This window comes from Nonomuraea sp. NPDC005650, from assembly GCF_040605375.1.
Taxonomy (GTDB): Bacteria; Actinomycetota; Actinomycetes; order Streptosporangiales; family Streptosporangiaceae; genus Nonomuraea.
The window spans coordinates 46,211-58,866 of record NZ_JBEXCR010000025.1 but is presented as its reverse complement, the minus strand read 5'-3'; the positions used below and the strand labels follow the sequence as shown (position 1 = coordinate 58,866).

General features: G+C 72.0%; 12 protein-coding genes. 9 read left to right on the top strand and 3 right to left on the bottom strand.

The genetic code is table 11. From position 1 onward, the window contains the following. Window positions 1-55 precede the first annotated feature (55 nt). The 3 genes from ABZS69_RS37525 to ABZS69_RS37515 all read left to right on the top strand — a co-directional run bounded on the left by ABZS69_RS37525 (window position 56) and on the right by ABZS69_RS37515 (window position 2,951). Entirely contained in the window at window positions 56-766 is a 711-nt protein-coding gene (locus ABZS69_RS37525; protein ID WP_355380474.1) for a lysophospholipid acyltransferase family protein, read from the top strand. Window positions 767-770: 4 nt separating this feature from the next. Beyond that, window positions 771-1,781 (top strand): NAD(P)H-dependent glycerol-3-phosphate dehydrogenase, encoded by a 1,011-nt coding sequence (locus ABZS69_RS37520; RefSeq protein ID WP_355380472.1) that lies wholly within the window; start codon window positions 771-773, stop codon window positions 1,779-1,781. 75 nt (window positions 1,782-1,856) lie between these two features. Beyond that, window positions 1,857-2,951, top strand: a complete 1,095-nt coding sequence (locus tag ABZS69_RS37515; RefSeq protein WP_355380470.1) for a D-alanine--D-alanine ligase family protein — start codon at window positions 1,857-1,859, stop codon at window positions 2,949-2,951. A gap of 43 nt (window positions 2,952-2,994) precedes the next feature. On the opposite strand, the gene ABZS69_RS37510 is transcribed toward ABZS69_RS37515, so the two are convergent. Then, entirely contained in the window at window positions 2,995-3,426 is a 432-nt protein-coding gene (locus ABZS69_RS37510) for a DUF3515 family protein (protein ID WP_355380468.1), read from the bottom strand. A 13-nt stretch (window positions 3,427-3,439) separates the two neighbouring features. Beyond that, window positions 3,440-3,673 (bottom strand): Lrp/AsnC ligand binding domain-containing protein, encoded by a 234-nt coding sequence (locus tag ABZS69_RS37505; protein WP_103959051.1) that lies wholly within the window; start codon window positions 3,671-3,673, stop codon window positions 3,440-3,442. A 47-nt stretch (window positions 3,674-3,720) separates the two neighbouring features. On the opposite strand from ABZS69_RS37505, the gene ABZS69_RS37500 reads away from it, so the two are divergent. The 3 genes from ABZS69_RS37500 to thiD all read left to right on the top strand — a co-directional run bounded on the left by ABZS69_RS37500 (window position 3,721) and on the right by thiD (window position 7,395). After that, window positions 3,721-4,686 (top strand): thiamine-phosphate kinase, encoded by a 966-nt coding sequence (locus ABZS69_RS37500; RefSeq protein ID WP_355380466.1) that lies wholly within the window; start codon window positions 3,721-3,723, stop codon window positions 4,684-4,686. Window positions 4,687-4,955: 269 nt separating this feature from the next. Further along, complete coding sequence (locus tag ABZS69_RS37495; RefSeq protein WP_355380464.1) at window positions 4,956-6,593, top strand: hypothetical protein; 1,638 nt, start codon at window positions 4,956-4,958, stop codon at window positions 6,591-6,593. Between the two features lie 16 nt (window positions 6,594-6,609). Beyond that, window positions 6,610-7,395, top strand: a complete 786-nt coding sequence (gene thiD / locus ABZS69_RS37490) for a bifunctional hydroxymethylpyrimidine kinase/phosphomethylpyrimidine kinase (RefSeq protein ID WP_355380462.1) — start codon at window positions 6,610-6,612, stop codon at window positions 7,393-7,395. A 70-nt stretch (window positions 7,396-7,465) separates the two neighbouring features. Here the strand turns inward: thiD and rpmB are convergent, their stop codons facing one another. Further along, complete coding sequence (rpmB, locus tag ABZS69_RS37485) at window positions 7,466-7,651, bottom strand: 50S ribosomal protein L28 (RefSeq protein WP_043618345.1); 186 nt, start codon at window positions 7,649-7,651, stop codon at window positions 7,466-7,468. Between the two features lie 207 nt (window positions 7,652-7,858). Between rpmB and ABZS69_RS37480 the strand changes: the two genes are divergently transcribed. The 3 genes from ABZS69_RS37480 to rsmD all read left to right on the top strand — a co-directional run bounded on the left by ABZS69_RS37480 (window position 7,859) and on the right by rsmD (window position 12,654). Then, window positions 7,859-9,406, top strand: coding sequence for a DAK2 domain-containing protein (locus ABZS69_RS37480; protein ID WP_355380460.1), 1,548 nt, complete (start codon window positions 7,859-7,861; stop codon window positions 9,404-9,406). 51 nt (window positions 9,407-9,457) lie between these two features. Continuing rightward, window positions 9,458-11,632 carry an ATP-dependent DNA helicase RecG gene (gene recG / locus ABZS69_RS37475; protein ID WP_355380457.1) on the top strand — a complete coding sequence of 725 codons (2,175 nt, stop codon included), beginning with the start codon at window positions 9,458-9,460 and terminating at the stop codon, window positions 11,630-11,632. A gap of 500 nt (window positions 11,633-12,132) precedes the next feature. Then, a complete protein-coding gene (rsmD, locus tag ABZS69_RS37470) occupies window positions 12,133-12,654 on the top strand; it encodes a 16S rRNA (guanine(966)-N(2))-methyltransferase RsmD (protein ID WP_355380733.1) in 522 nt (173 codons plus the stop codon). The last annotated feature ends 2 nt before the right edge of the window (window positions 12,655-12,656 follow it).

The window sequence follows — 12,656 nt, the reverse complement described above, 5'->3', positions numbered from 1 at the left end:
CCCGCGCGGCCAACCGGGAGACTTGGGGCGCATCCCGCATGTGTTGGAGGAGACCATGAGCCGCCCCGCGCGACCGTCGCGTTTCTGGGAAACCCTGGCAGTCGTCGTCGTGAAACCGCTGTCCTGGCTCCTGGTCAAGAGGGACTGGCGTCGTGGGGAGCGCATCCCGCGCACCGGCGGCGTGATCATCGCGACAAACCATCTCTCCTGGACTGATCCGGTCCTGCTCTCGCACTTCCTCTACAACAACGGGCGCTGGCCGGTAATCCTGGCCAAGGCCGCTCTGTTCAAAGTGCCAGTTCTGGGGAAGGCGGTGACGGGGCTGCTGGCCGTCCCCGTCGACCGGGGCAGCGCCGAGGCGGCCAAGTCTCTGCACATTTCGGCTCAGCGGCTCAAGGACGGTGGCGCGATCCTGTTCTACCCCGAGGGCACCTGCACCCGCGATCCCGACCTGTGGCCGATGGTGGGCAAGACGGGCGCGGCCCGGCTGGCGCTGGAGAGCGGCGCGCCGGTCATCCCGGTGGCCCACTGGGGCGCGCACGAGCTGCTGCCGTACGGGGAGAAGAAGCTCCGGCTGTTCCCGCGCAAGACGTTCCACGTGGCGGTGGGCCCGCCGGTGGACCTGTCGAAGTACGCGGGCCTGCCGATCCAGGCGGACGTGTTGCGTGAGGCGACGGCCGACATCACGGCCGCGATCACCCAGCAGCTCGCCGAGCTGCGTGGCGAGAAGGCCCCCGAGACCCCTTACGATCCGACCAGGCGGTGATGGCATGACAAAGGTGGCCGTTTTCGGGACGGGCTCATGGGGCACCACGTTCGCGATGATCCTGGCGGAGGCCGGCAACGAGGTCACGCTCTGGGGGCGCAGGCGGGAGCTGGTCGACGCGATCGACCGCGACCACGTCAACCCCGACTATCTGCCGGGCATCCCCCTCCCGGAGAAGCTGCGCGCCACGACCGACCCGGCCCGGGCGCTCGACGGGGCCGAGTTCGTGGTGCTGGCCGTCCCGTCGCAGCAGCTGCGGCCCAACCTGGCCGTCTGGCGCGAGCACATCCCCCCGAACGCGGTCCTGGTGAGCCTGATGAAGGGCATCGAGCTGGGCACGTCCAAGCGCATGAGCGAGGTGATCCGCGAGGTCGCCGAGGTGCCCGAGGAGCGGGTCGCGGTCGTCTCCGGGCCCAACCTGGCCCCCGAGATCGCCCACCGCCAGCCCGCCGCCACCGTCGTCGCCTGCACCGACGAGTCGGTCGCCGCCCGGCTGCAGTCGATCTGCCACCTGCCGCCGTGGTTCCGCCCGTACACCAACACCGACGTGGTCGGCGTCGAGCTGGGCGGCGCGGTGAAGAACGTGATCGCGCTGGCCGTGGGCGTCTCCGCGGGCATGGGCATGGGCGACAACGTCAGCGCCATGCTCATCACCAGGGGGCTGGCCGAGATCTCCCGCCTGGGCGCGGCCCTGGGGGCCGACCAGCACACGTTCGCGGGGCTCGCGGGCATGGGAGACCTCGTGGCGACCTGCACGTCGCCGCTGTCGCGCAACCGCACCTTCGGCGAGAACCTGGGCAGGGGCATGACCTTCGCCGAGGTCGTGGCCGCCACTAAGCAGACCGCCGAGGGCGTGAAGTCCTGCGAGTCGGTGCTGGAGCTGGCCAGGAAACACGACGTCGAGATGCCGATCACCGAGGTCGTGGTCGGGGTGGTGCACGACGGCATGTCACCGGCCGAGGCGGGCACGCTGCTCATGTCACGCTCCCCCAAACCGGAGCGTTACGGCGTGTAAGACGTGAGTGAGAAAGACCTGATTACGGCGTGCTTGGCTCGCTGTGCCCCGGACACCCCGGTAGATTCGGACACCATGAGCAAGCCACGCGTCGCCGTTGTTTTCGGAGGCCGCAATTCTGAGCACGCCGTGTCCCTGATGGGCGCGGGCAGTGTCCTGGATGCGATCGACAGGAGCAAGTACGAGGTGATCCCCATCGGGATCGCCCAGGACGGCCGGTGGGTGCTGGCAGCTTCCGACCAGCGGTTCGCCATCGAGTCTGGCGAGCTGCCGGTCGTCGACACCACGGGCGCGGCGCTGGCGCTGCCGTCCGGCGGGAGTTCGCTGGTGGCGTACGACCCCGGCAGCATCCCCGTGGAGCTCGGCGCCGTGGACGTGGTGTTCCCCGTGATGCACGGGCCGTTCGCCGAGGACGGCACCATCCAGGGCCTGCTCGAGATGGCCGGGGTGCGCTATGTCGGCTCCGGCGTGCTGGCCAGCGCCGTGGGCATGGACAAGGCCCACATGAAGACCGTGATGGCCGCCGCCGGGCTGCCGACCGGCCGCCACGTCGTCGTACGCGACCGCGACTGGCGGCTCGACCGCGACCGCGTGCTGAAGGAGGCCGAGTCGCTCGGCTGGCCGGTGTTCGTCAAGCCCGCCAGGGCCGGGTCCTCCCAAGGCATCTCCAAGGCCCACGATCCGGGCGAGCTGGAGGCGGCCGTGGAGCTCGCCAGGCAGCACGACCCCAAGGTGATCATCGAGGCCGCCATCATGGGCCGCGAGATCGAGTGCGCGGTGCTGGAGTCGTTCGGCGACGAGCCCGCGGTCGCGTCGCAGCCCGGCGAGGTGAAGGTCGAGGGCGGCCAGGAGTTCTTCGACTTCGCGGCGAAGTACTACCCGGACCAGATGTCGCTCACCGTGCCCGCCGACCTCCCCGAGGAGACGGCCGAGCAGCTGCGGGCCATGGCGGTGCGCGCGTTCGAGGCGCTCGACTGCGAGGGGCTCGCGCGGGTCGACTTCTTCTACACGCCCGACGGCGAGCTGATCTTCAACGAGATCAACACCATGCCCGGGTTCACGTCCCTGTCGGTGGCGCCGCAGCTCTGGGCCGCCTCGGGGCTGGACTACCCGGCGCTGGTCGACCGGCTCATCCAGCTCGCGCTGGCGCGGTCCGCGGGCCTGCGTTGAGAAGCGGGCCTGTGTTGAGAAACGGGCCTGCGTTGAGAGACGGTCATCCGGACGAGGGCGCGACCTGGGCGATCGGCTTCGACAGGTCCGCGAGCACCTCGGCGGCCACGTGCTCGCCGCCGACCGTGACCTCCACGTAGGCCAGGTCCGTGACCGCCGTGAACAGGGTGGGCCGGTCCGGATCGGCGAACCAGCCCACCCCGCCGATCACCTGGAGCTGGTCCGTGGCCGCCATCCTGGCGGGCCTGGGCACGCCGCAGCGCAGCGCGATGACCCCCTCGCCCCAGACGGCCACGTACGGCGACTCGGGCGTGGACGTGCCACGCCGGTCGCCGTCGAGCGTCTCGGGCAGCAACGTCGCCAGCTTGCCGCAGGCCGCGACCGCCTCACCCGTCGGCTTGGGCGGCTCGACCTGTACGGTGCCGCCGCAACCGGCGAGCGCTAGGAGAACGAGCAGGACGGCGGCGGCACGCATGCGACGACTACCTTCAGATGTGGACGATCGGACACGTAAGGGTACGCGTGATCCCTTCCACCGCCTGAATCTGCGCCACGACGAGCTTGCCCAGCTCGTCGACGTTGTTGGCCTCCGCGCGCACGATCACGTCGTAGGGCCCCGTCACGTCTTCCGCCTGAGTGACCCCGGGAATCCCGGCAATCTCGCGAGCCACGGCAGCGGCCTTGCCGACCTCGGTCTGAATAAGGATGTAGGCCTGCACCATCACGTCCTCCCGGGCGATTGGATCACGCCGAAGGGCCACCGTACCCTGTGTGCGTCAGGAGGTGCGTCATCACAGTCGGAGATCTCGGCGAATTCGGAGTGATAAATCGGATTACCGGACGTCTGCCCCAGGGTGCGGCGGTAATGCTCGGCCCGGGTGACGACGCCGCCGTGGTCGGCGCGCCTGACGGCCGGGTCGTGGTTTCAACGGATTTGCTGATCGAGGGTAGACATTTTCGCCGGGATTGGTCCACCGGTTACGACGTGGGCCGTAAGGCCGCCGCCCAAAATCTGGCCGACGTGGCCGCCATGGGCGCCGAGCCGACGGCTCTGGTGGTCGGTCTGGGCGTGCCCGCCGACCTGCCTCTGGAGTGGCTGGACGCGCTGACCGACGGGTTCCGCGACGAGTGCGCGGTGGTCGGGGCGAGCGTCGCCGGGGGCGACATCACCAGGTGCGACCTGGTGGTCATCGGCGTGACCGCGCTGGGCGACCTGGGCGGGCGGGCTCCCGTGACGCGTTCGGGCGCCCGGCCGGGGCAGGTGGTGGCGGTGGCCGGGCGGCTGGGGTACGCCGCCGCCGGGTGGGCGCTGCTGGAGGCGGGCGTGCCGGAGAACCCCGTACTGGAGGAGGTCGTGGTCGCGCATCGGCGGCCCAGCCCTCCGTACGCGATGGGGCCGCGGGCGGCCGGGCTGGGCGCAAGCGCCATGCTGGACGTCAGCGACGGGCTGCTGCAGGACCTCGGCCACGTCGCCGAGGCCAGCGGCGTGCGGATCGAGCTGGACCCGCGGGCGTTCGCCGTGGGGGAGCCGGTGGCGGTCGCGGCCAAGGAGCTGGGGGTCGATCCGTTGGAGTGGGTGCTCACGGGCGGCGAGGATCACGCGCTCGCCGCGGTCTTCCCCGCGGAGGTGCGTCTGCCGCCGTCGTGGCAGGTCGTGGGCCAGGTGACGGCGGGTGAAGGTGTAGTGGTGCGGGGGCGCGAGATAGGCCGGCGCGGCTGGGATCACTTTCGGTGACGACTTGTCACGATTTGAGTGACATTTTCCGGATTTGTGGTGGGACTCCGGGGATTGCTGTGACAAGGGTGTGGCGAAGGTGTTATGAAGATTGGCGGCCACTGTAACCGCGAGAAAGGGCAGCCATGGGCCGCCACGGCACAGGTGGATCCGAAGACGGGGATGAAGGGGGGAGCAACAGCGCATTCTGGGGTCCTGACGAGCAGGCCGAGCCGCCGGGCTGGCCCTCGCTGCCGGACGAACCCGAGGTGACAGGCCAGTGGGCTCCCATGCCGCGGCGCACTGACGGACCGCCTCCGCGCGGGCCGCAGTCCGAGCCGTTCGAGACCACCGGTGCCTTCGCGCTGCCCAAGGACCCCGTCGGCGGCTTCCCCCCGGCCAACGACACCGCGCGTGGCTTCCCGCAGCCGGGTCCAGGGGAGGCCGGGCCGTTCGAGACGACGGGCGCCTTCGCCCGGCCGCCGGAGTGGGGCCCAGCGGGCGACCGCCCTTTTGACGCCGATCGTCCCGGCCCTTTCGACGGGCCCGCCGATCGTCCCTTTGACGGGCCTGCCGACCGGACGGCCGTTTTCGGCGGTCCGGGGCCTTCCGACGGGTTCGGCGGCCCCGGCAATCCGGGCCCGCCCCCCGGGCGGGGCCCTTTCGACACGCCGGGTCCCGCCGAGCGCACGGCTTTCTTCGGCGGCCCTGACGGGCCGCCCGGCCCGGGAGGCCCGGGTCGAGGCCCGTTCGAGACGCCTGGGCCCTTTGACGGGCCCATGGAGCGTACGGCCTTCTTCGACGGCCCCGACGTGCCGGGCGGCGCCTTCGGCGGACCGCCTGCCGACAACGGGCCGTTCGACGGCACCGGCAGGCCGCCCATGCCACCCATGCCGCCGTCCGTTCCGCCCGAGCCCGGGGACATCAAGGTGGCCGGCGAGCCCACGGCCGTGCATGCGCCCGCCTGGGCGAACGCCGAGACCGGCTTCCTCGCCTCCGACTGGGCCGCCGACTCCGGCATCGACGAGCCGGACGAGCCCAAGGGCCGCCGTGGGCGCCGTAAGGGCGGCCGTGGCGGTGGTGGTGGCGGCGACGACATGCTCGCCCCGGCCCCGTCGGGCGCCGGCAAGGGCCGGGTCGCGCTGCTGTCGGTCGCGGCGGTCGCCGTCGTGCTCGGCGGCACTGTGGCGGGCGTCAAGTTCATGAGCTCGGGCGAGCCCGCCAAGTGCTCGGGCGCGACCTGCGCCGCCGTACAGGCGTCGACCAACCGGCCGGGCCCGGAGGCCTCCCAGCCGACCGAGGAGGAGAGCACGCCGGAGGAGGAGCCGTCCGAGGAGGAGTCGGCGGACGAGCCGACGACGTCCCAGACCCCGTCGCCGACGGCCTCCTACAGCGCCCGTACGCCGCGACGTACCGCGTCCGCGACGCCGACGCCCAGCAAGACCAAGGTGAAGACGTCCGCGAAGCCGACGAAGGATCCGACGCCGCCCGTCGAGGAGCTCGCCTCCGAGACGCCGACCGCGGAGGAGGAGCCCTCGACGCTGGACGACTCCGACACCGGTGGCGCGCCGACCAGCGGCGGCAGCACCCCGCTCCCGACCGGCACGGGAACCTTCGGGTCCGGCCAGGGCGGCGCGATGAACATCAAGCAGACCATCAAGCAGCGCCTGCTCAGCTACCAGGCCGACATGACGCTCTCGAACGCCTCCCGCGAGACGCTGGAGAACCCGACGGTCTCCGTCCCCGTCGAGGGCGAGGTCATGACCGTGACCGGCGCCCAGTGGACGCAGGACGGCGACCTGCTGATCCTCGACCTGTCGGCGTCGCTGACGGCCGGTGACTCGGTGAACGTCACGTTCACCGCCACGGGCAAGGGTGAGAAGGCCGCGAACTGCGGGCTGGTCAGCGGGGATTGCGCCGTCAGCTGAGTGGTTGGATGGGGCTATGACCCCTCCACGCGTCCTGACCGTCGCCGGCTCCGACTCCGGAGGCGGCGCGGGCATCCAGGCCGACCTGAAGACCATGCTGGCCATGGGCGTCCACGGCATGAGCGTCATCGCGGCGGTGACCGCCCAGAACTCCCTGGGCGTCCAGGGCTACTGGGAGCTGCCGCCCGAGGCCGTGCGCGCGCAGCTCGACTCGGTCCTGGGCGACATCGGCGCCCAGGCGGTGAAGACCGGCATGCTGGCCTCGCCCGCGCTGGTCGAGGTCGTGGCGGACGCGCTCGGCTCGTACGCCGCGCCGGTGATCGTGGATCCCGTGGGGGTCTCGAAGCACGGCGACTCCCTGCTCGCGCCCGAGGCAGTCGACACGCTGCGGACGCGGCTGCTGCCGGTGGCCACCGTGGTGACGCCCAACCTGTGGGAGGTGGAGCAGCTCACCTCCGTCAAGGTGGAGGACGAGGACGGGCTGCGGACGGCGGCCGAGGCAATTCTGGAGCTCGGGCCCACCTGGGCGCTGATCAAGGGCGGCCATCTGCCGGGCGCGCCCGTCGACCTGCTCACGGACGGCACGGACGAATACCGCTTCGCCGCCGAGCGCCTCGACAACCGCCACACCCACGGCACGGGCTGCACGCTGGCCTCGGCCATCGCCTCCCGGCTCGCGCTGGGCGACGACGTGCCGGAGGCGGTGGGGAAGGCGAAGGAGTACGTGACGGGCGCGATCGCCCGCGGCTTCCCCCTGGGCAGCGGCATCGGCCCGGTGGACCACGCCTGGCGCTGGCGCTGACCTCAGGGGCCGGAAAACACGCAAGCCCGCGGCTCCCTCGGGAGCGACGGGCTTGCGCGAAAGCGTGGGACTAGCGGGTGACCTTGCCCGCCTTGATGCACGAGGTGCACACGTTCAGCTTCTTCGGCGTGCCGCCGACGACCGCGCGCACCGTCTGGATGTTGGGGTTCCAACGACGACGGGTACGGCGGTGGGAGTGGGACACGTTGTTGCCGAAGGTCGGGCCCTTGCGGCAGACATCGCAGACGGAAGCCACGGTTCGCTCCTTAAAACAGTCGATGTAGCCCTGTCCGCGGATGCTTTCCGGGCGGAGGGCATGCCGGGACAACCGGCCAGCCAGACGAGAATATCCGATCCACACCTATGGGCGCGAACTGGAGCACTGGACCGGAGGTCCGGCGGCGATATTCTCCATCGACAACCGTAGCGCATCCGGGCCACGCCGGGAGCCGGGAGGGTGCAGATGAAGATCCTCGACCCGCCCGCGGTGCGCCGCTGGGCCCGCCTGGCCGCCGACGCGCTCGGCCGGGCCCGGACGGAGATCGACGCGCTGAACGTGTTCCCCGTGGCCGACGGCGACACCGGCACGAACCTGCACCTGACCATGCTGTCCGCGGCCGAGGCCGTCGAGTCGCTGCCCGACGACGTGGACGCGGCCGTGGTGTGGCAGACGCTCTCGTACGGCGCGCTCGTCGGGGCCCGGGGCAACTCCGGGGTGATCGTCAGCCAGGCGTTACGCGGCCTCGCCGAGGTGCTGAAGGACGGCCCCGACCTGCGGGCCGGGCTGCTCAGGGCCGCCGTGCTCGCCAGGGAGGCGGTGGCCAGGCCGGTGGAGGGCACGGTGCTGAGCGTGCTGGAGTCCGCCGCGCGGGCCGTGCAGGAGGTCGACGGGGGCGATCTGCGGGAGGTGGCGCGGCAGGCGGCGGGCGAGGCCCGTGCGGCGCTGCGCCGTACGCCGTCCCAGCTGGACGTGCTGGCCCGCAGCGGCGTGGTGGACGCGGGCGGCGCGGGCGCGGCGATCGTGCTGGAGACGCTGGCCTCCGTGATCACCGACTCCTACAGCGACCACTACGACGTGCCCGCGCCGACCTCGCGGGTCGCGCCGATGGCCGAGGTGGGGGCGGGGTACGAGGTGATGTACCTGCTGGACGCCGGCGACGCCGCGGTGGCCGCGCTGCGCGAGGAGCTCGACGCCATGGGCGACTCGCTGGTCGTGGTCGGCGGCGGCGGGCTGTGGAACGTGCACGTCCACGTGGCCGAGGCCGGTCCCGCCGTCGAGGCCGGGCTGCGGGCCGGGCGGCCGCACCGGATCAGGATCACGTACCTGGCCGAACGCACCCACCGCGGCAGCGCGGGCCGGGGCGTGGTGGCGGTGGCCGCGGGGGACGGGATCGCGGCGCTGTTCGAGGAGAGTGGCGCGGTCGTGGTGCGGCGCGAGCCCGGCACCCGCCCTGCCCTTCCCGCGATGCTGGCCGCGATCAGGCAGGCGGGCAGCGAGGTCGCGGTCCTGCCCAACGACGAGGGCGTCAGGTCGGTCGCCGCCGCGGCCGCGGAGATCGCCCGCGAGGACGGGGTCGCGGTCAGCGTGCTGCCGACGAAGGCGACCGTGCAGGGGCTGGCGGCGCTGGCCGTACACGATCCGCTGCGCCGCTTCGACGACGACGTGGTGGCGATGACGGACGCGGCGGGGCACACGCGGTACGGACATGTCACGGTGGCGGACCGGGAGGCGATGACGAGCGCGGGGCTGTGCCGCCCCGGCGACGTGCTCGGCATGATCGACGGGGACGTCGCGGTGATCGGAGGCTCGCTCGACCGCGTGGCCACCCTGGTCGTGGACCGGATGGTGGCGGGCGGCGGCGAGCTGGTGACCCTGGTCACGGGCGCGGAGGCGCCATCGGGGCTCGCCGCGCGGCTGGAGGAGCAGCTGCGGGGTACGCGGCCCGACGTGGACCTGGTCGTGTACGACGGCGAGCAGGGCGGCTACCCGCTCCTGATCGGCGTGGAGTGAACTGGCGTCAGACGGGATTCTTGTCGGGCGGAAGCGGTAGAACTTAATGCCGTGAGCCGTTTCGACGAGCCTCTGACGAAGGCGCTCGACCCGAAGACCGCCAAGTTGCTGCACAGCGTGCTCGACCTGGAGACGGTCGGCGACCTGCTGCGCCACTATCCCCGGCGCTACGCCGAGCGCGGCGAGCTGACCACGCTCGACGCGCTGGAGGTCGACGAGCACGCCACCGTGGTCGGCGAGGTGACCAGGCTGATGCGCAAGCCCATGCGCAACCGCGGCGGCACCTGGCTGGAGGTCGAGGTCGTCGACGGAAACGGCAACAAGCTCTACCTGTCGTTCTTCGGCAAGGGCTCCCACGTGGCCGAGTCGCGGCTCAAGCCGGGGCTGCGGGGCATGTTCGCGGGCAAGGTGGGGCTGTTCGGGGCGCGTTCGAAGCCGCGCTGGCAGCTCGCGCACCCGGAGTTCGAGCTGTTCGAGGAGGGCGAGGCGAGCGCGGAGGAGTTCGCGGCGGCGCCGGTGCCGATCTATCCCGCGGGCAAGGACGTCACGCCGTGGGCGATCAGGCGCGCGATCGGCGTCGTGCTCGACACGCTGGGCCCCCTCGACGACCCGCTGCCCGCCGACCTGCGGGCCCGCCACGGGCTGCAGGATCTGGGCGAGGCGCTGGAGGCCATCCACCGGCCGAAGGACTTCGCCGAGGTGGGGCGGGCGCGCAAGCGGCTGAAGTTCGACGAGGCGTTCGTGCTGCAGGCCGTGCTGCTGCGGCGGCGCCAGGCCGCCATGGCGCTGCCCGCCAAGGCCAGGCCCGGGCGCAGCGACGGCCTGCTGACCGACTTCGACGCGCGGCTGCCGTTCTCGCTGACGGAGGGGCAGGCCAAGGTCGGCGAGGAGATCGCCGCCGACCTCGCGCTCGAGCACCCGATGCACCGGCTGCTGCAGGGCGAGGTCGGCGCGGGCAAGACGGTGGTGGCGCTGCGGGCGATGCTCCAGGTGGTCGACGCGGGCGGCCAGGCGGCGCTGCTGGCCCCCACGGAGGTGCTGGCCCAGCAGCACCACCGCTCGATCACCGGCATGCTCGGGGATCTGGCGCAGGGGGGCATGTTCGGGGGCACGGCGGTGACGCTGCTGACCGGCTCCATGGGCGCCGCCGCCCGCCGCGCGGCCCTGCTGGACGCCGCCTCCGGCACGGCGGGGATCGTCGTGGGCACGCACGCGCTGCTGCAGGAGCACGTGCAGTTCGCCGACCTGGGGCTGGTCGTGGTGGACGAGCAGCACCGGTTCGGGGTGGAGCAGCGCGACGCCCTGCGCGAGAAGGCGGGCGGCGGCCGGCCGCACGTCCTGGTCATGACGGCCACCCCGATCCCGCGCACGGTCGCCATGACCGTCTTCGGCGACCTGGAGGTCTCGACGCTGTCCCAGCTCCCGTCCGGCCGCGCCCCGATCACCACGCACGTCGTCCCGGCCGCCGAGAAGCCCCACTACCTCGAACGCACCTGGGAGCGGGTGCGGGAGGAGGTGGGGCTGGGGCGGCAGGCGTACATCGTGTGCCCGCGCATCGGCGATCTGGAGGGCGACGAGGGCGATCTGGCTGCGGCCGGCGACGACGACCGCCGCCCGCCGCTGGCGGTCCTCGACGTGGCCGAGCTCCTGAAGGGCGGCCCCTTCCACGACCTGCGGGTCGGCACCCTCCACGGCAAGCTCCCGCCCGAGGAGAAGGACGCGATCATGCGCTCCTTCACGCGGGGCGAGCTCGACGTCCTGGTGGCCACCACGGTCATCGAGGTCGGGGTCGACGTCCCCAACTCCTCCGTCATGATCATCATGGACGCCGACCGCTTCGGCGTCTCCCAGCTCCACCAGCTCCGCGGCCGCGTCGGCCGCGGCGGCCTCCCGGGGCTGTGCCTCCTGGTCTCCGACTTCGCCGAGGGCACCCCGGCCCGTGGGCGCCTCGACGCGGTGGCCGCCACCCTGGACGGCTTCGAGCTGTCGCGCGTGGACCTGGAGCAACGGCGGGAGGGCGACGTGCTGGGGGCGGCGCAGTCGGGCAAGCGGTCGTCGCTGAAGCTGCTGCAGCTTCTGCGGGACGAGGACGTGATCGCCACGGCCCGCGACGAGGCCGCCGCCCTCCTGGCGTCCGACCCTGACCTGAGGTCGCACGACGGCCTGCGGGCGGAGATCGCCCGGCTCTTGGAGGACGAACGCGCGGAGTACTTGGAAAAAACCTGACCACCCCACCCGGGGCCGCGTGGCGCGATCGCGGGACCGGGGAGAACGGGACGGTTGCGGCCATCCGACGGTGCGGCGAGGTGGTGTGCGGTGGTGTTCGGCGCGACGCGTGCGGCGGGTGGGGTGGGCGCGGGGTCGTGTGGCGTGTACCCGGAGCGGTGGGTCGCGGGGCGATAACGCAGCGCGGAAGGGGAGTGGAGAAGTAAAAGGCCCAGCCGCGGGGACGGCCTCCCCCCGAATGCCGTCCCCGGCTGGGCCCACCCTCGGGTCAGGTGCCGAGGGAACCGGCGTGCGGAAGGGCTCACGATCACGCCGGTCGGCCTTCATGTGGGTCACCTTGAAGGCCGCAGAACTCATCATGCGGGCCCGCCGCACCGATGTGAATCACCCTTGCGTACTCGAGGCAGACACTTGTCCACTCTTGACCTGCGCGAACATGCGGAACAATGGGTCACATGACGCGGATCATCGCAGGCAGCGCAGGTGGCAGGCAGTTGGCGGTGCCGCCGGGGCGGGGGACGAGACCGACCAGCGACAGGGCCAGAGAAGGCATCTTCTTGACGCTCGACTCGCTGTACGGCCTCACCGGCGCCCGCGTGCTCGACCTGTACGCCGGGTCCGGGGCGATCGGCCTGGAGGCGCTGTCCAGGGGCGCCAAGGAGGCCGTCCTGGTGGAGTCCGACCCCAAGGCCGTCAGGACGATCAAGGCGAACGTCCAGGCACTGGGCCTCGCAGGCGCCCAGGTGATCGCGGACAAGGTCGAGCGCGTGCTCGGCAAGGCGCCCGACGAGCCGTACGACATCGTCTTCGCCGACCCGCCCTACGCCGTGTCCGACGAAGAGGTCCAGCGGACGCTCGCGTCGTTGCGCGACAACGGCTGGCTGCTGGATGAGGCGTTGGTGGCATTTGAGAGGGAAAGCAGGGGAAAGGCCCTTATGTGGCCGGAAGGCTACGTGGAGGAGAGGGTCCGTCGATATGGCGAAGCGTCCGTTTGGTACGGTCGCGCCGCCGGGAACCCGTAAAC